Origin of the sequence: Nonomuraea terrae, assembly GCF_004348995.1 — a bacterium.
Classification (GTDB): Bacteria; Actinomycetota; Actinomycetes; order Streptosporangiales; family Streptosporangiaceae; genus Nonomuraea; species Nonomuraea terrae.
This window is the reverse complement of the sequence record NZ_SMKQ01000042.1, coordinates 1-21921: the sequence shown is the minus strand read 5'-3', so window position 1 is coordinate 21921 and position 21921 is coordinate 1. Positions and strand designations below refer to the sequence as shown.

Genomic DNA, 21921 nt, shown 5'->3' with positions numbered 1-21921 from the left:
AGGCTCGCCGTGACCGGGCCGGACATCAGGAAGGACTCGCCATGACCGTGTGGTCGGTCATCTGGAAGGACTCGCTGTGACCGTGTACTTCATCGGGGCGGGCCCCGGCGCCGCCGACCTGATCACCTTGCGCGGGTTGCGCCGGCTGGAGTCGTCGCCGGTCTGCCTGTACGCGGGGTCGCTGGTACCCCGGGAGCTCCTCGACTCCTGCCCTCCTGAGGCACGGCTGGTGGACACCGCGAACCTGACGCTCGACGAGATCGTGGCCGAGCTCGCCACCGCCCACGCCGACGGGCTCGACGTGGCGCGGTTGCACTCCGGCGACCCGTCGGTGTTCAGCGCGGTGGCCGAGCAGATGCGGCGGCTGGACGCGCTGGGGGTGCCGTACGAGGTGGTGCCCGGGGTGCCGGCGTTCGCGGCGGCGGCGGCCTCGCTGGGGCGGGAGCTGACCGTGCCGGGGGTCGGGCAGACGATCATCCTGACCCGCACGTCGGCGCGCGCCACGCCGATGCCGCCGGGTGAGGACCTGCGGACCCTGGGCGCGAGCGGGGCCACGATGGTGCTGCACCTCGCCGTGCAGCGGATCGACGCGGTGGTGGCCGAGCTGCTGCCGTCGTACGGGGCGGACTGCCCGGTGGCGGTGGTGGCCCTGGCCAGCCGCGCCGACGAGGTGATCCTGCGCGGGACGCTGGCGACCATCGCCGGCCAGGTCCGCGAGGCCGGCATCCGCCGTACCGCGGTGATCGTCGTCGGCCGCGTGCTGTCGGCGACCCAGTTCCCCGACAGCCACCTCTACAGCGCCGCCCGCACCCGACCCGAACGGAATCGGGCGGAACCGGACCGGTCCGTACGGGACGGAGCGGGACAGGGCCGCCCTGAACAGGGGCTCGACGAACCGGAGCGGGCGTGAGGCGGGTCCTGATCCTCGGGGGCACCGCCGAGGCGCGGGCCCTCGCCGCCGAACTGACCGGCCGCGGGCCGCACGTGGTGTCGTCGCTGGCCGGCCGGGTGAGCAACCCGCGGCTTCCGGTGGGGGAGGTCCGCGAGGGCGGCTTCGGCGGTCCCGACGGGCTGGCCCGGTGGCTGGCCGACGAACGCATCGACGCGCTGGTGGACGCCACGCATCCGTTCGCTGCCCGGATGACGGCCTCGGCGGCGCAGGCGTCGGCCATGACCGGCGTGCCGCTGCTGGTCCTGCGCCGGCCGGGCTGGCAGGAGGGCCCGGACGACCGCTGGCATCGCGTCGCCTCGCTGGAGGAGGCCGCCGGCCGCCTGGCCCGCTGGGGGAGTGCCCCCGACGGTGGCCACCACCTGCCCGCCGACCGGCCGGTGCGGGTGTTCCTCACCACCGGGCGGCGGAGCCTGCCCGTTTTCACCGGAGCGGCGGGGGTGTGGCTGCTGGCCAGGTCGGTGGATCCGCCGGAGCCGCCCGTGCCCGGCAACGTGCACGTGCTGCTCGACCGGGGCCCGTACACCGTGGAAGGCGAACGGGCGCTCATCCGCGGGCACCGCCTGGACGTGCTGGTCACCAAGGACAGCGGCGGCGGGATGACCACCGCCAAGCTCGTCGCGGCGCGCGAGCTCGGCCTACCGGTGATCATGGTGAACCGGCCGCCCCTGCCCCGAGGCGTCCACCTGGTGGACACCGTCGAGGCCGCGGCGGCCTGGGCGGCTCAGGGGTAGCGGCGGGGGGTGTAGACGGTGCCCTGGGGGGTGAGGCGGGTCGTGGAGGAGCCGATGATCAGCAGGCAGCGCATGTCCACCTGGGCCGGGTCCAGCTCGCCGAGCGTGGTGACGGTGACGGTCTCCTCCGCGGCGCCGACGTTCCGTCCGATCACCACCGGGGTGGCGGGGTCGCGGTGCCGCAGCAGGATGTCGCGGGCGGCGGGCAACTGCCACGTACGGCTGCGCGAGGCCGGGTTGTACAACGCCAGCACCAGGTCCGCGCGGGCGGCGGCCTCCAGCCGGCCGGCCACCACCTCCCACGGCTTGAGCAGGTCCGACAGCGACAGCACGCAGTAGTCGTGCCCCAGCGGCGCGCCCACCCGACTGGCCACCGCCTGCGCGGCCGTCAGCCCGGGGACCACCCGCACCGGCACGTCGGGGAAGTCCGCCGCGACCTCCAGCACCGCGCTCGCCATGGCGAACACGCCCGGATCCCCGGACGACACCACCGCCACCCGCGCGCCCTCGCGGGCCAGCTCCAGCGCGTGCCGGGCCCGCTCGGCCTCCACCCGGTTGTCGGTACGGTGCCGCCGCTGGCGCGGGTTCGGTGCCACCCGGTCCACGTACGGGCCGTAGCCGACGATGTCGGTGGCCGCTGCCAGCGCCTCCTGCGCCTCCGGCGTCAGCCACGGCCGCCCCGCCGGGCCGAGCCCGACCACCACGACCTCGCCCGCGGTCGCGGCGGGCGCGGGCTCGGGCACGAACGTCCGCTCGGCCGGGCTGGCGAGCAGGGCCATCGAGAAGTACGGCACGCCGTCCGGGTCCACGTCCTTCAGCGGCGCGACCCGCTGGGCGTCCATGGTGGCGCGCTCGACGTACCAGGCGTCGTCCAGCCGGCCGGCCTGCGCCAGGGCGTCGCGGACCTTGCCGAACGTCCGCCCCAGCTTGAGCACCGCCGCCGAGTCGGTGCCGGCCAGCTTCTCGGCCAGCACGTCGGCGGGCAGCGTGCCGGGCAGCACGGTGAGCACCTCGTCCCGCTCGACCAGCGGCCGGCCGAGCACGGCGGAGGCGGCGCTGACCGAGGTCACCCCGGGCACCACCTCGGTCGGGAAGCGGTGGGCGAGCCGCTTGTGCATGTGCATGTACGAGCCGTAGAACAGCGGGTCGCCCTCGGCCAGCACGACCACGGTCCGCCCGGCGTCCAGGTGGGCGGCGAGCCGCTCGGCGCAGTCGGCGTAGAAGTCGTCCAGCGCGCCCTGGTAGCCGCCCGGATGGTCGGTGGTCTCCGTGGTCAGCGGGTAGAGCAGCAGCTCCTCGATCTGGCCGTCCCGCATGTACGGCTCCGCGATCGAGCGGGCGATGCTGCGCCCGTGCCGGGCCGAGTGGTAGGCGATCACGTCGGCCGCGCCGATCAGCCGCGCCGTCTTCACGGTGACCAGCTCCGGATCCCCCGGCCCGAGCCCCACCCCGTACAGCCGTCCTGTCACCGCGTTCACTCTTCCTCGCTCGCGATGGCGTTGACCGCCGCCGCCGTCATGGCACTGCCGCCGCGGCGGCCGTGCACCACCAGGTGATCCAGGTCGCTGTCGGCCAGCGCCCGCTTGGACTCGGCCGCCCCGATGAAGCCGACCGGGATGCCGAGCACCGCGGCCGGTCGGCCCGCGCCCTCGGCGACCAGCTCCAGCAGCCGGAACAGGGCTGTCGGCGCGTTGCCCACCGCGACCACCGCGCCGTCGAGGCGGTCGCGCCACAGTTCGAGTGCGGCGGCGCTGCGGGTGGTGCCGAGCCTCGCGGCCAGGTCCGGCACGCTCGGATCGTTCAGGGTGCACACCACGTCGTTGTCGGCGGGCAGGCGGCGCCGGGTGACGCCGGCGGCGACCATGTTCGCGTCGCACAGCACGGGCGCGCCCCGGCGCAGCGCCTGCCTCGCGCGGACGACCACGGACGGCGACCAGTCCAGGTCCGTCACGAGATCGGTCATGCCGCAGGCGTGGATCATGCGTACCGCCACCTGCGCCACCTCGGGCGGCATCCCGTCGAGGTCGGCCTCGGCGCGGATCGTCGCGAACGAACGCCGGTAGATCTCGGCTCCGTCGCGGATGTAGTCGGTCAAGGGTGCCTTTCCTCGTATCCGTCGCCGGTGGCGACCATCTGCACGACATCACCGCGGGGGAGTCCGCAGCGGCGTTCGCATCCCGCCCAGTGCACGGGCGTCGGTGGGGGAGCGTCCAGGGCGGCCACCCAGCGGCGGGCGTCCTCCTGCACGTCGGCGCGTGACTTGGCGCATCCGGGACGGCCGGTGCAGGCGGTCACGCCGATCCAGGGGGAGGCCGGGTCGGTGACCAGCCCGGCCGCGCTGAGCGCTTCGGCCGCGCGTTCGGCCGCCTCGGGGGCCAGGTCCAGCAGGATCACGCTGCGCCACGGCGCCAGCCGCACGGGCGCGCCTTGTGCGGCGATCGCCACCGCCTGCGCGCTGCTGAGCCGCCCGAGCGGCACGACGGCCTCCAGCGCCACCCGCCCATCCCGCTGCGGGACGACCCCGGCCCGCCGCGAGCCGGACTCCCCGGAGGGCCGGGGCACCAGGGCGGAGCCGTCCAGGCCGAGGCGCGCGGCGATCCGGGCGGCGCCGTCCGGGATCTCGGCGAGACGCCAGGACTGGGCGCGTTCGTCGAGGAAGGCTTCGGCGGCGGCGAGCATGAGGCCGGCGGCGGTCCGGGCGTCGGCGGGGAGCGCGGTGCCGGCGCCGGCCAGGAGGAGGCCGTGGCCGGGAACGTACGTGATGTCGGCGTTCAGGCCGATGACGTCGCCCGTGCCGTCGTCCACGGCGAACAGGAAGCGGCCCGGCAGGTCGGCCAGGCGGGGGCGGGCGCACAGGGCGCGGTCCAGGGCGTCCACCAGGGGTTGCGGGTCGAGGAGGCCGTGCGGGCCGCGTCCGCCGAGGGGTGAGGCGACGATGTTGCGTACACGCTCGTGGGCGGGGGAGGGCAGGAGGCCGGCGGCGGCGATCCGCGCGGCGAAGTCCTCGGGGGAGCGCAGGCCGCGCACCTGGACGTTCGCCCGGGAGGTCAGCTCGATCACGCCCGAGCCCAGCTGCGCCGCGCACGCGGCCAGCTCCCTGAGCTGGGCGGCGGAGATCGCGCCGCCGGGCACGCGGACGCGGGCGAGCGCGCCGTCGGCGGCCTCGTGCACCTGCAGAGCGCCCGGACAGGCATCGGGACGCACGCGCTCGGGGGTGGTTTCGCCTGCTTCCGGGACGTCGAGGTGGCCAGGGACGGGGGTGTGCGGCTGGAGCGGTCCCGGGCCGGCGGCGGGAGGCGCTTGCCCGGAATAGTCGGCTATGGGCACGAGGAGGATGGTAACGCCACTTCTGTGAAGCGGCGGTTCTGCCGTAGGCTCCCGGTAGGCGATGGCAAAGGGAGGAAGCCGGTGCGAAACCGGCGCGGTCCCGCCACTGTGACCGGGGAGCGAACCCCACCACAAGGCCACTGCCCGGCGACGGGTGGGAAGGCCGGGGTGAGCGCTGATCCGGGAGCCAGGAGACTCCTGCCGTCGCGTCACCCGCTACTGGGGCGAGGACCCCGAGGGAGGATTGTGCCGTGCCAGGCGACAGCCGTACCGTCCTGCTGCTCTCCACTTCCGACACCGACCTGCTGAGCGCCCGCGCCGGCGGCGCGGCCTACCGCCTGGGCAACCCCGCCAGGCTCGCCCCTGACGACCTGCCCGAACTGTTGGAGGGCGTCGACCTCGTCGTGGTACGGCTCCTCGGCGGCCGGCGCGCCTGGGAGGAGGGCCTCGACGCGCTGCTGGCCGGGCCGCGCCCGGTCGTGGTGCTGGGCGGCGAGCAGGCTCCGGACGCCGAGCTGATGGAGCTGTCCACGGTCGCCGGCGGCGTGTGCGCCCAGGCCCACGCCTACCTGGCGCACGGAGGGCCGGACAACCTGACCGAGCTGCACGCGTTCCTGTCGGACACGGTGCTGCTGACCGGGCACGGGTTCGCCCCGCCCACCCCGACGCCGTCGTGGGGCCGGCCGGCGCGCGAGGCCCGGTCCACGCGCGGGCCGGTGATCGGCGTGCTCTACTACCGCGCGCACCACTTGGCGGGCAACACCGCGTTCGTCGAGACGCTCTGCGCGGCCATCGAGGACGCCGGCGGTCAGGCGCTGCCGGTCTTCTGCTCGTCCCTGCGCACGGCCGAGCCCGAGCTGATCGAGACCCTGCGTACGGCTGACGCGCTGGTCGTGACCGTACTGGCGGCGGGCGGCGCGCGCCCGGCCACGGCGGGCGCGGGCGGCGACGACGAGGCGTGGGACGTCGGCGCGCTGGCCACGCTGGACGTGCCGATCCTGCAGGGTCTCTGCCTGACCACCTCCCGGCAGGCGTGGGAGGAGAACGACGACGGCCTGTCCCCGCTGGACGCGGCCTCGCAGGTGGCGATCCCCGAGTTCGACGGGCGGATCATCACCGTGCCGTTCTCGTTCAAGGAGATCGACCGCGACGGGCTCACCGTCTACGTCGCCGACGCCGAGCGGGCCGCACGGGTGGCCGGCATCGCGGTACGTCACGGGCTGCTCCGCCACACCGCGCCCGCCGAGCGGCGGCTGGTGGTGATGTTGTCGGCGTACCCGACGAAACACTCCAGGATCGGCAACGCGGTCGGCCTGGACACCCCGGCCAGCGTCGTCCGGCTGCTGACCCGGCTCGCCGAGGCCGGGTACGACCTGGGCGAGGGCTTCCCCGGCGTGGCCGCGCAGGACGGCGACGCGCTGATCCACGCCCTGATCGCCGCCGGCGGCCAGGACCCCGACTGGCTCACCGAGGAGGCCCTCGCAGCCAACCCGGTACGCATCTCCGCCGCCTCCTACGAGCGCTGGTACCGCACGCTGCCCGAGGAGCTGCGGGCCGGGATGGAACGGCACTGGGGGCCGCCGCCGGGCGAGCTGTTCGTGCACGAGGGCGACATCGTGCTGGCCGCGCTGCGGGCCGGGAACGTCGTGGTGATGGTGCAGCCGCCGCGCGGCTTCGGCGAGAACCCGATCGCGATCTACCACGACCCCGACCTGCCGCCCAGCCACCACTACCTGGCCGCCTACCGCTGGCTTTCCGAGGAGTTCGGCGCGCACGCGATGGTGCACGTCGGCAAGCACGGCAACCTGGAGTGGCTGCCGGGCAAGTCGGCGGGCCTGTCGGCCGCCTGCGGCCCCGACGCGGCCATCGGGGACCTGCCGCTGGTCTACCCGTTCCTGGTGAACGACCCGGGGGAGGGCACGCAGGCCAAGCGGCGGGCGCACGCCGTGCTGGTGGACCACCTGGTGCCGCCGATGGCGCGGGCGGAATCGTACGGCGACATCGCGCGGCTGGAGCAGCTGCTCGACGAGCACGCCACGATCGCCGCGATGGACCCGGCCAAGCTGCCCGCGATCCGGGCGCAGATCTGGACGCTGATCCAGGCCGCCCGGCTCGACCACGACCTGGGGCTGGCGGACCGGCCGCACGACAGCGAGTTCGACGACTTCCTGCTGCACGTCGACGGGTGGTTGTGCGAGGTGAAGGACGCGCAGATCCGCGACGGCCTGCACGTCCTCGGCCAGGCGCCGGCCGGGGCGGCGCGAGTGGACCTGGTGCTCGCGATGTTGCGGGCCCGCCAGATGTGGGCGGGCCGCGAGACGCTGCCCGGCCTGCGCGAGGCCCTCGGCCTGGCCGAGGACGGCACGGCGGGTCTCGGCGCCGTGGACCGAGCGGAGGCGACGGCCCGCGCCCTGGTGGAAGCCATGGAGGAACGCGGATGGTCCCCGGACGCGGCGGAAGAGACCGCCGAGACGATCCTCTCGCCGACCGCCCCTGAGAGTGTCCGGCTGGTGGGTCGGATCCTGCGGTTCGCGGCGACCGAGATGGTGCCGCGCCTCGCGCGTACCACCGACGAGATCGACCACGTGCTGCACGCCCTGGACGGCGGCTACGTCCCCGCCGGGCCGAGCGGTTCGCCGCTGCGCGGGCTGGTCAACGTGCTGCCGACCGGGCGGAACTTCTACTCGGTCGACCCCCGCGCGGTCCCCAGCCGCCTGGCCTGGGAGACCGGCCAGGCGATGGCCGAGTCGCTCCTGGAGCGCTACCGCACGGACACCGGCGAGTGGCCGCGCTCGGTCGGCCTGTCCGTCTGGGGCACCAGCGCCATGCGCACGGCGGGCGACGATGTGGCCGAGGTGCTGGCCCTGCTCGGCATCCGTCCCGAATGGGACGAGGCCTCCCGCCGCGTCACCGCCCTGGAGCCGATCCCGCTCGCCGAGCTGGGCCGGCCGAGGATCGACGTCACCATTCGCATCAGCGGCTTCTTCCGGGACGCCTTCCCGCACGTGGTCGCGATGCTCGACGACGCCGTACGCCTGGCCGCCGGCCTGGACGAGCCCGACACGGACAACTACGTCAAAGCCCACGTCCGGGCCGGCGGCGGCGACGAGCGCCAGGCCACGATGCGCATCTTCGGCTCGGCGCCCGGCGCGTACGGGGCCGGGATCCTGCCGCTGATCGACAGCCGCAACTGGCGCGACGACACCGACCTGGCCGAGGTGTACGCGGTGTGGGGCGGCTACGCCTACGGCCGCGACCTCGACGGCGTCGCCGCCCGCCCCCAGATGGAGGACGCCTACCGCCGGATCGCCGTGGCCGCCAAGAACGTCGACACCCGCGAGCACGACATCGCCGACTCCGACGACTACTTCCAGTACCACGGCGGCATGATCGCCACCGTCCGGGCGCTCACCGGCCGGGCACCGGCGGCGTACGTCGGCGACAGCACCCGCCCCGACGCCGTACGCACCCGCAGCCTGTCGGAGGAGACCTCCCGCGTCTTCCGCGCCCGGGTGGTCAACCCGCGCTGGCTCGCGGCGATGCGCAGGCACGGCTACAAGGGCGCGTTCGAGCTGGCCGCCACCGTCGACTACCTGTTCGGCTACGACGCCACCACCGGGGTGGTCGCCGACTGGATGTACGACAAGCTGGCCGAGACGTACGTGCTGGACCCGGAGAACCGGGCGTTCCTGGCCGAATCGAACCCGTGGGCCCTGCACGGCATCGCCGAACGCCTCCTGGAGGCGGCCGAGCGCGGCATGTGGGAGCACCCGGACCCCGACCTCCTGCGCGGCCTGCAGGAGGTCTACCTCAAGACCGAGGGCGACCTGGAGGACGACACCAGCCGCTGAGCCAGCTCCGGCCGCCCGGCCCAGTGCAGGTGCAGGTAGGACGCGGTCACCTGGGCGTCGCCGTACCCGTCGGCGCCGCCGTCCCAGCGGAACAGCGGCGCCCGCTCGTACGCGACGGCGGTGCGGTGGAACTCGTGCCCCCGGTAACGCTCGCCCGCCCGCGTCAGCGGAGAGTCCCCGAGGGCGACGGCCTCGCGGTAGCCGAGCGTCAGCCGGTCGGTCATGCGCGCGACGCCGGGCACCCGGCCGCACATGGGCCGCCCGTCCAGCTCCGCGCACAGGTAGAGCAGGCCGGCGCACTCGGCGGCGATCGGCCCGTGAAAGGCCGCCACCTGGGCGCGCAGCGGCTCGTTGGCCGCCAGCTCGGCCGCGTACACCTCGGGAAAGCCCCCGCCGACGACCAGCGCGGCCGTCCCCTCGGGCAGCCGTTCGTCCCCGAGCGGGTCGAACACCGCGACCTCCGCACCCGCGGCCCGCAGCAGCTCGGCATGCTCGGCATACCCGAACGTGAACGCCGCCCCACCGGCGACGGCCACCACCGGCCTGCCATCCGCCGGCCCACCGAGGGCCCCACCGAGGGCCCGCGCGGGGTCCCATGCCTGGGCCGGCAGCGGCGGGGCCGAGCGGGCCAGCCGTACGAGCGCTTCCAGGTCGCAGGAGTCCGCCACCAGCGCGGCCAGCCGGTCGACGGCGGCCACCGCCTCGGGCTCACGCTCGGCCGCGGGCACCAGCCCCAGGTGCCGGGACGGTGCCGAGACGGCGTCGTCCCGGCGGATCGCGCCGAGCACCGGCACCCCGGCCTGCGCCAGCGCGGCCCGGCAGAGCGCCTCGTGGCGGTCGGAGCCGACCCGGTTCAGCACCACCCCGCCCATCCGCACGCGAGGGTCGAACGTGGCGAACCCGTGCACCACCGCCGCCACCGACCGGCTCTGCCGCGCCGCGTCCACGACCAGCACCACCGGGGCGTCCAGCAGCCTGGCGACGTGCGCGGTGGAGGCGAAGTCCGTTTCCCCCCTGCCGTCGAACATCCCCATCACGCCCTCGACCACGGCGACGTCGCACCCGGCGGCCCCGTGCAGGAACAGCGGCGCCACCAGCTCCTCGCCGGTCAGCCACGGGTCCAGGTTCCGGCCGGGACGCCCGGCGGCCAGCGCGTGGTACCCGGGGTCGATGTAGTCGGGGCCCACCTTGTGCGGCGAGACCCGCAGCCCCCGCGCCCGCAGCGCCGCCATCAGCCCCGTCGCCACCGTCGTCTTGCCGCTGCCGGACGCGGGCGCGGCGACCACGAGCCGCGGAACTACCACTCGATGCCCTTCTGGCCCTTCTGGCCGGCGTCCATGGGATGGCGTACCTTGCCCATCTCCGTCACCAGATCGGCGACCTCGATCAGCCGCTCGGGCGCGTCCCTGCCAGTGATCACCACGTGCTGGTTACCCGGCCGCGACGTGAGCGTCGCGAGCACGTCGTCCAGCTCCAGCCACCCCCATTTGAGCGGGTACGTGAACTCGTCCAGCACGTAGAACCGGTACGTCTCGGCCGCCAGGTCCCGCTTGATCTGCTCCCAGCCCTCCCTGGCGTCGGCCGCGTGGTCCTCCTCGGTGCCGGGACGCTGAATCCACGACCAGCCCTCGCCCATCTTGTGCCAGGTCACCGTGCCGCCCTCGCCCGTCCCGCCCAGCACCTTCAGCGCCCGCTCCTCACCGATGCGCCACTTGGCCGACTTGACGAACTGGAACACCCCGATCGGCCACCCCTGGTTCCACGCCCGCAGCGCCATCCCGAACGCTGCCGTCGACTTGCCCTTCCCCGGGCCGGTGTGCACGATCAGCAGCGGCTTCGTGCGGCGCTGACGCGTGGTGAGGCCGTCGTCCGGCACGACGGCGGGCTTCCCCTGCGGCATGGTCAAACCGCCTTCCTGTAGGTACGGTTTCCCGAGCCGCCGTAGTCGCGGGCTCGCGAGCCCCCGTCGCCACCGGCCGCCGGGCTTCTGCGGTCGCGGCCGGTCGCGTTCCTGTGGTCGCGGACGACCGCCCCGAGATCGGAGCCGCGGCCCGAACGGGCGTCCAGGGAGTCGAGGGGCACCAGCCGCGCTCCCAGCCGGGCGGCCAGCCGGACCGCCAGGCCGAGCCGCACCGGGCCGCTCTCGCAGTCCACCACCACGCTCGTCGTGCCCGTGAGCAGAGCGGCGGCCCGGTCCACGTCGCCGCCCGCCGTGGCGCGGCCGTCGGTCACCAGCACCAGGAGCGGACGCCTGGCCGGGTCCCGCAGCCGCTCCACGCGCAGCACCTCCGCCGCGCGTACCAGCCCGGTCGCGAGCGGCGTCCGCCCTCCGGTCGGCAACGAGCGCAACCTGGCCGCGCCCGCCTCCACCGACGAGGTCGGCGGCAGCGCCACCTCGGCGCCCGCGCCGCGGAAGGTCACCAGGCCGATCTTGTCGCGTCGCTGGTAGGCGTCGAGCAGCAGGCTGAGCACCGCCGTCTTCACCGCGCTCATCCGCTTGCGGGCCGCCATCGAGCCGCTCGCGTCCACCACGAACAGCACGAGGTTGCCCTCCCTGCCCTCGCGCAGGACCTCACGCAGGTCGTCCTCGCGCAGCACCAGCCCCGGGCCCGTCCGCCCCCGCGCCGCCTGGTGCGGCGCCGCCGCCAGCACGGTCGCCGTGAGGTGCAGGTCGCGTACGCGGCCGGCGGGACGGCGGGCGCCGGTCGCCCGGCCGTGCGCCGTCCTGGACCTTGACCGCCGTCCCGCCACACCGTCACCGACGCCGGGCACGTCCAGCAACGGCACCCGGTACGGCGCCGCCGCCACCGCCACCTCACCACCCCGGCCACCCGCACCATCCGGGCCAGCACCATCCGCGCCATCCGGGCTCGGACCATCCGGATCCGCGCCACCGTGACCCGCGCCATCGAGACCTGCGCTATCGAGACCTGCGCCATCAAGACCTGCGCCCTCGCGACCCGCGCCATCCGCGCCGGTTCGAGATGAGCCATCGGCGGCGTCCCGGTCTGTGCCGTCCTGGTCGGCGGAGCCGTCCGCCTCACCCCCGGCGCCGTCGCCCCGCCCGCCACCGGGAGCCGCGTCCGCGCCGTCGCCGGACGGGCCCTCGGGTGGGTCGTCCTCGCCGCTCGTCCGGTCCAGCAGTTCCTCCAGCAACGACTCGTCCAGCCCCGGCGCGTCGAACGGGTCGCGGCGACGGCGGTGCGGCAGGGACAGGCGGGCCGCGGCGCGTACGTCCTCGGTCGTCACGGCCTCGCGGCCGTGCCAGGCCGCGTGCGCGATGGCGGCGTTGGCCGTGACCAGGTCGGCGCGCAGGCCGTCCACCTCGAACCCGGCGCACACGGCGGCGATCTGCCGCAGCCGCGCGTCCGGCAGCCGGACGCCGGGCACCCGTGCTCTGGCCTGCGCGATCCGCGCCGCCAGCGCCGCCTCCTCGGCGGCCCACCGGACGGCGAACGCCTCGGGATCGGCGTCGAACGCGAGCCGCCGCCGTACGACCTCGGCGCGTTCGTCCGGGTTGCGGGAGGCCCGCACCTCCACCGTCAGCCCGAACCGGTCGAGCAGCTGCGGGCGCAGCTCACCCTCCTCCGGGTTCATGGTGCCGACCAGGAGGAAGCGGGCGGCGTGCCGTACCGACACCGACTCGCGCTCCACGTAGCAGGTGCCGAGGGCGGCGGCGTCGAGCAGCAGGTCCACGAGGTGGTCGTGGAGCAGGTTGACCTCGTCCACGTACAGCACGCCACGGTGGGCCGCCGCCAGCAGGCCCGGCTCGAACGCCTTCACCCCCTCGGTGAGCGCCCGTTCGACGTCGAGCGAGCCGACCAGGCGGTCCTCCGACGCGCCCACCGGCAGCTCGACCAGCGCCGCCGGGCGGCGCAGGCCTGCCGAGCCGGGCTCGTGCGGCCCGTCGGGGCAGCCGGGATCGGGCGCGGCCGGGTCGCAGGCGAAGCGGCACCCGGCCACCACCTGCACGGGCGGCAGCTGGGCGGCCAGCGCCCGCACGATGGTCGACTTGGCGGTGCCCTTCTCCCCGCGTACGAGCACGCCGCCGGTCCGCGGCGAGACGGCGTTGAGCACCAGCGCCAGCTTCAGGTCGTCGAGCCCGACGACGGCGCTGAACGGATACGTGACGATCAAGACGGGACCTTCCGATTGACATGGGCCACCCGCCAGCCGTCCCGCGTGGCGGTCAGCTCGGTGGTGGACAAAGGCGCGAGGTCGAAGCGGGCGGCGGCGAGCGGCGGCAACCCCAGCGCGTGGCCGAGCGCGGCGCGGATCACGCCCACGTCGCACACGACGACGCCGGACGGCTCCGCGCGCATCCCCTCCAGCCAGCCGGCGACGCGCGCCGCCAGCGCGGCCAGGCTCTCGCCGCCGTGCGGCGTCGCGTGCGGATCCGACAGCCACCGCGCCAGCGCCTCCGGCTCCCGCTCCGCGACCTCCGCGTACGCGAGCCCCCGCCACCGCCCGCAGTCCGCCTCCGCGAGCACGTCCGCCACCACGGGCTCCAGCCCCATGGCGACGGCAGTCCGCACCGCCGCCGTGCTCGGCGCGGACCACACGCGGTCCGCCCGCAGGGCGGGGGCCCGGGAGAGGCTGGAGGGGTCGGGGTCCTCGTTCGCCGGGAAGCGGGCCGCTCGCATTCCCGGCGTGCCGGCATGACGGACGAACAGCACCTGCTCAGCCCGCTACGGCGGCCACGGCGGACCGGCGCGCCGCCCGGTCGCTCAGCAAGCCGAACAGCACGCCGAACGCCGTCCAGAACACCAGCTGCGTCCCCAGGGACGCGACCCTGAACTCCCACAGCAACGTGGCGGGGAAACCCTCGGGCACCTCGTCCGTCCCCGGCAGCAGCACCCACGCCGCGACGACCGGCACGAGGAACGCGGCGGCGGCCATGCCCCACCGCGCCCACGGGCCCGCCGTGACGCGACGCCCGGTGGCCACCGCGACCGCGGTCGCGGCCAGGCCGACGAGGATCATCACCACGTAGAGCAGGGTCCGCTGGTCGATCGTGGCAGGGTCGCCCACCGCCGGCGGGTTCGCCGGATATTTCACGAACGGCACGAGAATGGTCGCCCCGAACGCCGTCCCAGCGGCGGCCAGCGCCAGCCCGCCGTCCGATCGCGGGCCGACCCGCCCACGCAGTCCAGCGAAGACCAGGGCGAAGACCCCGCCGACGGCGACCCCGTAGAGCCCGGTGGCGAGGAACAGCCCGGCCTTCTGCACCGGCCTGCCGAGCGCCCCCTCGTCTCCGTGCTCATGGTCATGTACGTGCGCGGCGGCCGGAGCCGCCGCCCCTTCCTCCAGCGCGATCGCGGCGTCCAGGTGCGGCTCGCCGAAGACGAACGCGAACCCGCCCGCGACGATCCCGGCCAGCAGGCCCGCGAGCAGGCCCCTGACCAGCAGGGTGCGTACCATCCGGCGTCCCTAGTGGCACGGAACGCCGAGCAGATGACGCCCGTCGTGCATGAGTTCGTGCAGGAACGGCCCCGCCTGGGAGAGGGCGCCGTTGTCCATGAGCACCAGGTAGCCGACGATCAGTAGCAGCGGCACGACCGCCAGCCATGGGCGCAGGCGGGGGAAGGGGATGGAAGAAACGGACGAAGGAGTGGTCAGGTCACTCATACATGCCTCCTCAGGGATGACGCGTCCCGATCTGTTGAGGTCACAGGGGCCCGAGCGACCTGGCTCCCGGGATCCATGTCCCGGATACAGTGGCGCGACCGCACCGGCTTCTCACCGGATTTCCCTCGGGCAACCGTGAAATCTACCGGAACGTATCCTTTCCTCCCGTTCCCGTCAACAATCGATGGGTCCGTCGCGTGCGGGGCAGATGGGGGCGGCTCGTGCGGCGGTCGATACGCTGCGCTCGTGAGCCTGATCGCACGCCGCAGGGAACTGGCGGCGGTGGAGCGGCTGCTCGACCGGGTCGCCGCGGGGTCCGGCGGGCATCTCGTCGTCACGGGGCCTGCCGGAGCCGGCAAGACGGCGTTGCTCGACGCGGCGGCGGAGCTCGCCCGCGCGCGGGCCATCCCGGTCTCCCGCATGGACGCCGACGACCTCTCCCGGCTGACCGCCCAGGACGGCCCGTCGGTCTCCCGCACCGACCCCGACGGGCGGTCGATCGCCCCGGAGGGCCCGCGCCTCATGTTGATCGACGACGTCGACCGTGCCGGTCCACAGGCCGCGGAACGTCTCGCCGGCCTCACGTCCGCTCCGGGATCAGGGCTGCTCGCGGCCGGCTCCGACCCCCTCGGGCTGACGCCGGAGCTGAGCCTGCGCGGCCTCACGGAGGGCGAGCTCGCCGAGCTGGTTCCCGATCTGCCGGCCGGAGCGGTTCACGCGGTGTGGCTGGCCTCCGGCGGGCTCCCCGGAGCGGCCCTCACCCTGGCGGACGAGCTGGCCGGGCTCGACCCCGCCGATGACCCGCTGATCCACCTCGCTCTGTCCACGCCGTCGCGCGCGGCGTTCCTCGACCTCGACGCCGGGCTGATCCGCCTGCTGGAGACGGCGGCCGGGCGTCCGTCGCCCCCCGCCACCCATGCCAGGGTGCTGGCCCGGCTCGCCCGCGAGCTGCTGGGCGACCCGTCGGCCGCGGGACGCCGGCGAAAACTGATCGACGACGCGTCGGCCGCCGCCCGGACGGCGGCCGACCCCGGCGCGGTCGCCGAGGTGCTCGACGCCCGGCTCCACGCGCTGTGGGATCCGGCCGCCGCTCAGGAACGCCTGACCACGGCCGCCCAGATCGTGGAGCAGGCGCGGCTGACAGGCGACGGCGAGGCCGAGCGGCGAGGGCTGTTCTGGCGCTTCGTGGCCTTGGCCGAGCTCGGCGAGCTCGCGAGCGCCGAGGCCGCGCTGACCGCGTACTCCAGAGCCGGCGAGCTGGCCGGAGACGCCGAGGCGGCGGTGATGGTGCTGGCACGGCAGTCGATGCTCGCCACCGTCCGGGGCCGCTTCGACACGGCCGCGGTGCTCGCCGAGGAGGTCGCCGTGCGCGGCCGGCGGGCCGGGCTGGCCGACACCGAGCGCCTGGTCGGTTCGCTGCGCAGCGCGATCGACGTGATGCGGGGTGACGTCGCGGCCCACGTGGAGGTGTGGCAGGACCTCGCCCGGCGGCTGCCCGGGCACTTCTTCGAGGCGACCGCGGCCAGGGCGCTGGCCGAGTCCGGCCGGGGCGTCGAGGCGGGCCTCGAACTGGAGCGGCTGCTGCCCGCCGTACTCGCCGGATCCGGGCCGCGGTGGATCGGCGCGGTGGCCGATCTCGCGATCGTGGCCTCCAGGGCCGGTGAGCCGGCGGCCGCCGAGGCGTTGTACGCCGCGCTGCTTCCGTACCGAGGGCGCCTGGTCGTCTGGGGCGGCGCCAACACGATCGCCGGCCCGGTCGACGACTATCTCGGCCGCCTCGCGGCCCGGCTGGGCCGTACCGGGGACGCGCTGTCCCACCTCGACCGCGCGGTCGAGACGGAGGAGCGGATCGGGGCCCTGCCCTGGCTCGCCCACACCCTGGTCGCGCGGGCGTCGGCCGCCAGAGACCGGGCCGGCGACGATCTCGCCAGGGCGCGCTCGATCGCCGAGCGTCTGGGCCTGGCGGGACTGCTCGCCGAGCTCGCGCCGCCCGCCGACGAGTGGCGGCTGACCAGGGACGGCGACGACTGGCGGCTCGACGCCGGTCCGGAGGCCGTACGGCTCCGTGACGGGCGAGGCGTGCGGTATCTGCGGACGCTGCTGGCCGCACCCGGGCAGGATCCCGGCGCTGGACCTCGTGGCGGGCGGGCCCGGGTTGCGGGCGTCCGAGGGGGAGCCGGTCCTGGACGCCGCCGCGCGTGCGGCGTACCGGCGGCGGGTGCGGCAGCTCGACGAGCAGCTCGACGGGGCCGACCGTGCCGGCGACGCCGGACGGGCCGCCACGCTGCAGGAGGAGAGAACGGCGCTGCTGGCCGAGCTGCGGCGCGCCACCGGGCTCGGCGGCCGGCCCCGGGTCCATGACAACGAGACCGAACGGGCGCGGGTGAACGCGACGCGGGCGTTGTGGGCGACCGTGAAGCGGATCGAGCCGGTGGCACCACTGGCGGGGGCCCATCTGAGGGCGTCGCTGCGCACCGGCCGGTTCTTCCGGTATCAGCCGGCACCCGGCGGGCCGCGCCGCTGGCGCCTGTGACGCGCGCCACGAACGATTCGTGCACCGTGAAGTCACGCATCCCTGGTGGAGTTTCACGAACGGGAGACGTACATGCCGGAGTATTTCGGGGGCCTCGCGGCCGACAGCCATGGCACAGCCGATGACCGCCCGCCGCTGGTCTTCCTGCACGGTCTGACCTATGACCGGCGGCAGTGGGAACCGGTCCTGCGCGAGCTGGCCGACATCGATCCGGGGCGCCGCGCGGTCGCCTTCGACCTGCCCGGACACGGGGGCTCGCCACGCCGCGACTTCTACCGCTCCGAGGAGGTCGTCGAGGTCGTGCACCAGGCGGTGACCGCCGCCGGGCTCGACGCGCCGATCATCGTGGGGCATTCGCTCGGCGGCGCGCTGGCGACGGTCTACGCCGCTACCCATCCGGCTCGTGGCGTGGTCAACGTGGACCAGCCGCTGCTGGTCGGCGGCTTCCGCGACGTGCTGCTCCAGGCGGAACCGCGGCTGCGCGGCCCCGGCTGGCGGCAGGTGTGGGAGTCCATGGTCGCCGGGATGCACGTCGATCTGCTGCCGCCCGCCGCGCGCGAGCTCGTGCGGACGGCCACGACCCCCAGGCCGGACCTGCTGCTCGGCTACTGGGCCGAGCTGCTCGACACGCCCGCGGAGGAGCTCACGCGGCTGCGCACCCGTGACATGGCGGCCATCCGCGAACGCGGCATCCCCTACCACCATGTCAGCGGCAACCCGCTGCCCCCGGCCTACCGGAGCTGGCTGGAGTCCGCCCTGCCCGAGGTCGCCGTCACCGTCCTGCCGGACAGCGGCCATTTCCCCCACCTGGCCCACCCCGCGGAACTCGCCAAGATCCTCACCGGCTGACCGCGCGGGCTCGGCTCTTCGACGTCGGTCGCGGTCCTTCGACTTCCGGCCTCGATCGGGTTCGAGCCCCGATGCGGCGACCCGGTCGGCTCAAGCCCGCGGGATGAGCAGTTCGCGAAGCGGATCGCCGCCGTCGATGAAGAGCCGGGCCTCTGCCGTGGTCGCCGCCGCGATGCGCTGGAGCACCCGCCGGCCATCCTCGGGATGTCGCCCGTCGAGGGCGCCGACCCGGACGGCGAACACGATGTCGTACGGCTCTTCGTGATCCCGCAGGACGAAGTCTTCGCCCGCGCTCTGGCGGACGCTCATGCGGCCGGACGCGATCTCGTCCGTCGCGGCGGCTTCGGCCTGCGCGATGGCGGTGGCGGATCTGTCGATGGCCAGGATGTGGCCGGTGGTGAGCCGGGCTGCGACCGCTCGTGCGGCCGCGCCGGGCCCGCACCCGATTTCGAGGACACGCGAGTGTGGCTGAAGGGGAAGCGCGTTCACGACCGCGGCGAGGCGAGGTGACAGACGTGTCGGCATGAGCGGAAGACTAAATGACGGTCGGCCGCCTTGAGAGCCGACGTCGGTGACAGTCGTGGTGGACGCGGATCCGGTAGTGGCCGGCACGGGCGTTGAGCGAGCCGCCCAGGTTCATCAAACCGCGAAGGCCCTCCGGGGGCGTGCCTCCGGAGGGCCTGGCGATACGTGCTAGCCGTTGTGGACGGCGATCTCGGTGAGCGTGGGGGTGTACTGCTCGGTGGCGATCTGGGCCGTGAGGGCGACGCGGAGCTTCGGCGTCGTGATGTCGCCGAAGCCCGTCACGGACAGGTCGTGGCCGATGCCCCGGTCACCGCTCGCGAACGTCACCCAGGCGCCGGTCGCGGCGTCCCAGCGCCGCAGCTCGAACGACTGGACCCGCGGGTTGGTGCCGGAGTCGGTGTACTCGTCGAGGTACACCTCGTCGAAGGTGGTGTCCGCGCCGAAGTCGACGTCCAGCGTGATCGGGTACGCCGCGTCGTCGGCCGCCGCCCAGCGGGTCGCCGGGTCGCCGTCGGTCAGGTTCACCGCGCCGAGCGTGCCGTTCGCGCCCGGGTGGGTCGAGCTCGCGGTGACCGGCTTGCCGAGGGCGAGGTTCTCCCGGTCGTCACCGGGCTCCTCCTCGATCGGGTTCTCGTCCACCGGGTTGTCGACCTTCTGGCCGCGCCGGTGCTCCGCGATGCCGATGTCGGGCGCGTCGCCGTAGTAGATGTGGGTGCCGAGGAAGTCCTCGGTGCCCAGGTGCGGGTTGTAGCGGCCGGCGTCGATGAGCGGCGAGTCACCGCGCAGCTTGAAGTGCGCCGCGGCCTTGCGGATGCGGTCCACGCCCGCGCCGGTGACGTACTTCGCCGGGTCGCCGACGAACCTCGGATCCACGCGCAGCTTGTTCGGGTCGGCCGGCTCCTGGTCGGAGTGCTGCCCGCTCGCCTCGTAGAAGTCGTTGTTGGAGAACACGGCGTGACGCAGCGCGCCGGTCCTGCGGTACCACGGCGTCGAGTCCGTCTTCGAGGTGTTGTAGAAGATGTTGTTCAGGAAGTAGACCGGGCTCAGGAACGTCTCGTCGTGGAAGGTGTCCAGGTCCGCGCCGTCGTACACGAAGGTGTTGTTGACGAAGTACGTCGGCGAGTAGTTCGTCGACAACATGTTCTTCACCAGCACGCCGTTGTCGTTGACGCTCAGGTTGTAGCGGGCGACGGAGTTGGAGCTGTTGCCCATGTACGCCATCCAGCCCGCCGCGTTGTCGTGCGAGTAGTTGAACTGGTACGTGACGTTGAAGTTCGTGTACTCCAGGTCCCACGGCGTGCCGTCGAACTCGTTGTTCGGGCCGCCGTACACCTCGTTGTACTGCATGACCGAGTCCGCGCCGGCCCACAGGTAGAGCCCGCACGACACCGCGTCGTAGCGCTCCAGGAACCCGTTGACCTCGTTGTACTCGACGGTCATGTTCTTGGTGTTGGCGAGCTGGATCGCGCCCTGCCCGACGCTCTCGGCGTAGTTGTGGCCGATGTAGACGTCACGGCTGTACAGGTCGCGGGTGCGCACCCACAGCTGCTCCCAGCCCTCGTGGAACTTGCCGCTCTCGTCGTACTGGCCGGCGTCGCGCCCGTCGGCGTTGAACCAGTTGAACGCGAACTGCACGGCGTGCAGCTCCACCTTGTCGAAGGTGTTGTCCTCGATCCGGACATCCTTGAAGTAGTAGCCGCCGGTGCCGTACTCCTTGTAGCTCTTCTCACCGAAGACCTGGAAGCTGACGCCGCCGTAGTGGATCTTCTGCCAGGTGCTCGGACCGTCGAGGTCGTGGACGTACACGTTCGAGATGCGGAAGTGGTCCATGATGCTGTCGGCGCCGGCCGGCAGCAGGTCGGCGTTGATCGTGACCGCGATGCCGTCGCGGACGTACGACCCGGTGGTGATGTTCGTCGCGAAGTCGTCGTCGTTGGACAGCTCGACGTTGTCGATCTCGTAGTACTGCTGGTTGCGCAGCACGATGGCGCCGGTCAGGCCGACCGTCTCCGGGTTCTTCGTGCCGTCGGCCCGGAACGGGCTCGGCACCTTGCCGTTGGCCGCGATGTACGGCCGCCGGGCGCGCGGGTCGCCGTACGCCGAGATGGTGATCGGCTTGCCGGCGCTGCCGGAGCCCTTCGGCCACAGCTGCTCGTCGTGCCACTGCTGGCCGGCCTTGAGCAGGATGCGGTCGCCCGCCTGGAACGTCGTCGCGCTCACCTTGCCCAGGGTGCGCCAGGCGTGCTCCGGCGAGGTGCCGGAGGCGTCGTCGTCGCCGTTCGTGGCGTCGACGAAGTAGTCCTGGCCACCGGTCGGGTTGGGCGAGTTGCCCGGCAGGTCACGCTCGGCGGTGGCGGAGGCGCTGTCAGGAGCGGCCGCCGCGGACGCGGCCGGCGCGATCGATCCAGCGACCAGCGCGGCCAGCACGGCGGTCAGACCCACGCGCAGCATCCGCGCCACGGGGGGTGGTTGGAATCTCAATGCTGTACATCCTCTGGATTGACGGATTCCACCGCCGCCGTGTCGACCGTGATGTCGCTGCCGTCCACGCGGCGTCGGAGGAACTGGTGGAACTTCTCCTCCACGAGCGACTGCCGGATCCGGCGGGAGTAGTCGGCGAACGCCGCCTTCTCGTCGACGGTCCTGCCGGTGAGCTCGTAGAAGGTGATCTGCCCGGCGCTCGGGACCGGGTCGGAGATCCGGCCCGGTGCGAGGGTGCCGAGCACGGCCATGAGGTCCTGTTGGTGGGCGGCCGTGCCGCCGCCGTGGTAGGTGTCCGTGGTGAGCTTCGCGCCGGGCTCGCGCTTCGCGACGTCCCGCAGCCGGTCCGCGGCGGCCACCCGCCGCTGGAGCGCGGCCGCGTGGTCAGGCCCGGCGCCCTCGGGCACGGGCACCACGAGCTTCGTGTACGTGTACGTGGTCGCGTTCGCGCTCCACGCGTCCTTGTCGGCGTCGAACGCCTGCCTGACCTCGGCGTCGGTGACCCAGAGCGGGTCGCCCGCCTTCGCGCTGAGCCGCTGCTGCAGCAGCGTGGTGAGATCGGTGAGGCGGTGGGAGTAGTACTCCTCGGGCGAGAACTCCGCCAGCCCGTAGACGACCTCGCCCCTGGCGATGGCGTCGGTGCGGCGCGCGTTCTCCTCCTCCAGTTCGGTGAGGAAGGCGGCGTGGTCGACGGAGCCGACCAGCCCCTGCTCCTTGGCGAGGATGAGCGTGGCCTTGTCCTGCCGGATCTCGTCGAGCGCGCGGTCCGCGAGCCGCTGGAGCGCGGTACGGTCGCCGGCTCGCGCCGTCCAGTCGATCGCGCCCGTCAAGTGGTACTGGTTGCGCAGCTCGTTCTGCACGGCGGGCGCGAGGCGCCGCATGTGGAACAGCAGCTCGTCGCGGGTGACGGCGTGCCCGTCGATGGCGGCCACCTCGTCCGTGCGCTGCGCGAGCGCCATCCCGGTGGCCACCAGCGCGGCGAGTGCGACGCAGACGCCGGTGACGAGCACGGCCAGCCGCCTCGACCGCCGCCCCGCCCCGCCC

Annotated in this window: 17 protein-coding genes and 2 riboswitches; of the genes, 5 read left to right on the top strand and 12 right to left on the bottom strand. The window is 74.1% G+C overall.

What is annotated here, in order from left to right:
• The first annotated feature begins 76 nt into the window (after window positions 1-76).
• Window positions 77-910, top strand: a complete 834-nt coding sequence (gene cobM, locus E1286_RS16515) for a precorrin-4 C(11)-methyltransferase (RefSeq protein ID WP_132613412.1) — start codon at window positions 77-79, stop codon at window positions 908-910.
• The gene (locus E1286_RS16510; protein ID WP_223190017.1) at window positions 907-1683 is read left to right on the top strand and encodes a cobalt-precorrin-6A reductase; all 777 of its coding nucleotides are present in this window, start codon (window positions 907-909) and stop codon (window positions 1681-1683) included. Before cobM ends, E1286_RS16510 begins: the two co-directional genes overlap by 4 nt.
• On the opposite strand, the gene cobJ is transcribed toward E1286_RS16510, so the two are convergent.
• From cobJ to cobG, 3 genes are read right to left on the bottom strand one after another with little or no spacing between them, the layout of a single operon-like run.
• Window positions 1674-3152: a precorrin-3B C(17)-methyltransferase gene (gene cobJ, locus E1286_RS16505; RefSeq protein WP_132613410.1), complete on the bottom strand. Its 1479-nt coding sequence runs from the start codon at window positions 3150-3152 to the stop codon at window positions 1674-1676. The two genes, E1286_RS16510 and cobJ, sit on opposite strands and share 10 nt — an antisense overlap.
• Window positions 3153-3157: 5 nt before the next feature.
• Window positions 3158-3778 (bottom strand): precorrin-8X methylmutase, encoded by a 621-nt coding sequence (locus tag E1286_RS16500; protein WP_132613408.1) that lies wholly within the window; start codon window positions 3776-3778, stop codon window positions 3158-3160.
• A complete protein-coding gene (gene cobG, locus E1286_RS16495) occupies window positions 3775-5010 on the bottom strand; it encodes a precorrin-3B synthase (RefSeq protein ID WP_246074906.1) in 1236 nt (411 codons plus the stop codon). The genes E1286_RS16500 and cobG overlap by 4 nt, the downstream gene beginning before the upstream one ends.
• Before the next feature lie 16 nt (window positions 5011-5026).
• A riboswitch (cobalamin riboswitch) is annotated at window positions 5027-5230 on the top strand.
• A 31-nt stretch (window positions 5231-5261) separates the two neighbouring features.
• Between cobG and cobN the strand changes: the two genes are divergently transcribed.
• On the top strand, window positions 5262-8861 hold the full coding sequence (gene cobN, locus E1286_RS16490) for a cobaltochelatase subunit CobN (RefSeq protein WP_132613406.1): 3600 nt from the start codon (window positions 5262-5264) through the stop codon (window positions 8859-8861).
• Here cobN and E1286_RS16485 read toward each other — a convergent pair.
• Genes E1286_RS16485 through E1286_RS16460 form a run of 6 tightly spaced genes read right to left on the bottom strand, consistent with a single transcriptional unit; the run spans window position 8816 to window position 14489 of the window.
• Window positions 8816-10165, bottom strand: coding sequence for a cobyrinic acid a,c-diamide synthase CobB (locus E1286_RS16485; RefSeq protein ID WP_132613404.1), 1350 nt, complete (start codon window positions 10163-10165; stop codon window positions 8816-8818). The genes cobN and E1286_RS16485 overlap by 46 nt on opposite strands.
• On the bottom strand, window positions 10159-10761 hold the full coding sequence (gene cobO, locus E1286_RS16480) for a cob(I)yrinic acid a,c-diamide adenosyltransferase (protein ID WP_132613402.1): 603 nt from the start codon (window positions 10759-10761) through the stop codon (window positions 10159-10161). Before cobO ends, E1286_RS16485 begins: the two co-directional genes overlap by 7 nt.
• A 2-nt stretch (window positions 10762-10763) precedes the next feature.
• On the bottom strand, window positions 10764-12998 hold the full coding sequence (locus tag E1286_RS16475; RefSeq protein ID WP_132613400.1) for a VWA domain-containing protein: 2235 nt from the start codon (window positions 12996-12998) through the stop codon (window positions 10764-10766).
• On the bottom strand, window positions 12995-13537 hold the full coding sequence (locus E1286_RS16470; RefSeq protein WP_132613398.1) for a histidine phosphatase family protein: 543 nt from the start codon (window positions 13535-13537) through the stop codon (window positions 12995-12997). The genes E1286_RS16475 and E1286_RS16470 overlap by 4 nt, the downstream gene beginning before the upstream one ends.
• Window positions 13538-13541: 4 nt before the next feature.
• Entirely contained in the window at window positions 13542-14282 is a 741-nt protein-coding gene (locus E1286_RS16465; protein WP_132613396.1) for a CbtA family protein, read from the bottom strand.
• 9 nt (window positions 14283-14291) lie between these two features.
• Complete coding sequence (locus tag E1286_RS16460; protein WP_111182096.1) at window positions 14292-14489, bottom strand: CbtB domain-containing protein; 198 nt, start codon at window positions 14487-14489, stop codon at window positions 14292-14294.
• Window positions 14490-14491: 2 nt separating this feature from the next.
• Window positions 14492-14640: riboswitch (adenosylcobalamin (AdoCbl) riboswitch) on the bottom strand.
• A gap of 95 nt (window positions 14641-14735) precedes the next feature.
• Here E1286_RS16460 and E1286_RS16455 point away from each other — a divergent pair.
• Complete coding sequence (locus E1286_RS16455; protein WP_165969762.1) at window positions 14736-16850, top strand: ATP-binding protein; 2115 nt, start codon at window positions 14736-14738, stop codon at window positions 16848-16850.
• Window positions 16851-17067: 217 nt separating this feature from the next.
• Complete coding sequence (locus E1286_RS16450) at window positions 17068-17871, top strand: alpha/beta fold hydrolase (protein ID WP_223190015.1); 804 nt, start codon at window positions 17068-17070, stop codon at window positions 17869-17871.
• Window positions 17872-17961: 90 nt separating this feature from the next.
• On the opposite strand, the gene E1286_RS16445 is transcribed toward E1286_RS16450, so the two are convergent.
• The 3 genes from E1286_RS16445 to E1286_RS16435 all read right to left on the bottom strand — a co-directional run.
• Window positions 17962-18396 (bottom strand): methyltransferase domain-containing protein, encoded by a 435-nt coding sequence (locus E1286_RS16445; protein ID WP_132613392.1) that lies wholly within the window; start codon window positions 18394-18396, stop codon window positions 17962-17964.
• Between the two features lie 168 nt (window positions 18397-18564).
• Window positions 18565-20847, bottom strand: coding sequence for a discoidin domain-containing protein (locus E1286_RS16440; RefSeq protein WP_132613390.1), 2283 nt, complete (start codon window positions 20845-20847; stop codon window positions 18565-18567).
• Window positions 20848-20873: 26 nt separating this feature from the next.
• A partial coding sequence (locus E1286_RS16435) for a peptidylprolyl isomerase (protein ID WP_132613388.1) occupies window positions 20874-21921 on the bottom strand: 1048 nt, incomplete at its 5' end.

Excerpts from the sequence above, each read along its gene's own strand:
- E1286_RS16460 (WP_111182096.1), bottom strand. The coding sequence starts at position 14,489 with ATGAGTGACCTGACCACTCCTTCGTCCGTTTCTTCCATCCCCTTCCCC.
- E1286_RS16445 (WP_132613392.1), bottom strand. The coding sequence starts at position 18,396 with ATGCCGACACGTCTGTCACCTCGCCTCGCCGCGGTCGTGAACGCGCTT.
- E1286_RS16440 (WP_132613390.1), bottom strand. The coding sequence starts at position 20,847 with ATGCTGCGCGTGGGTCTGACCGCCGTGCTGGCCGCGCTGGTCGCTGGA.
- cobO (WP_132613402.1), bottom strand. The coding sequence starts at position 10,761 with ATGCCGCAGGGGAAGCCCGCCGTCGTGCCGGACGACGGCCTCACCACG.
- E1286_RS16465 (WP_132613396.1), bottom strand. The coding sequence starts at position 14,282 with ATGGTACGCACCCTGCTGGTCAGGGGCCTGCTCGCGGGCCTGCTGGCC.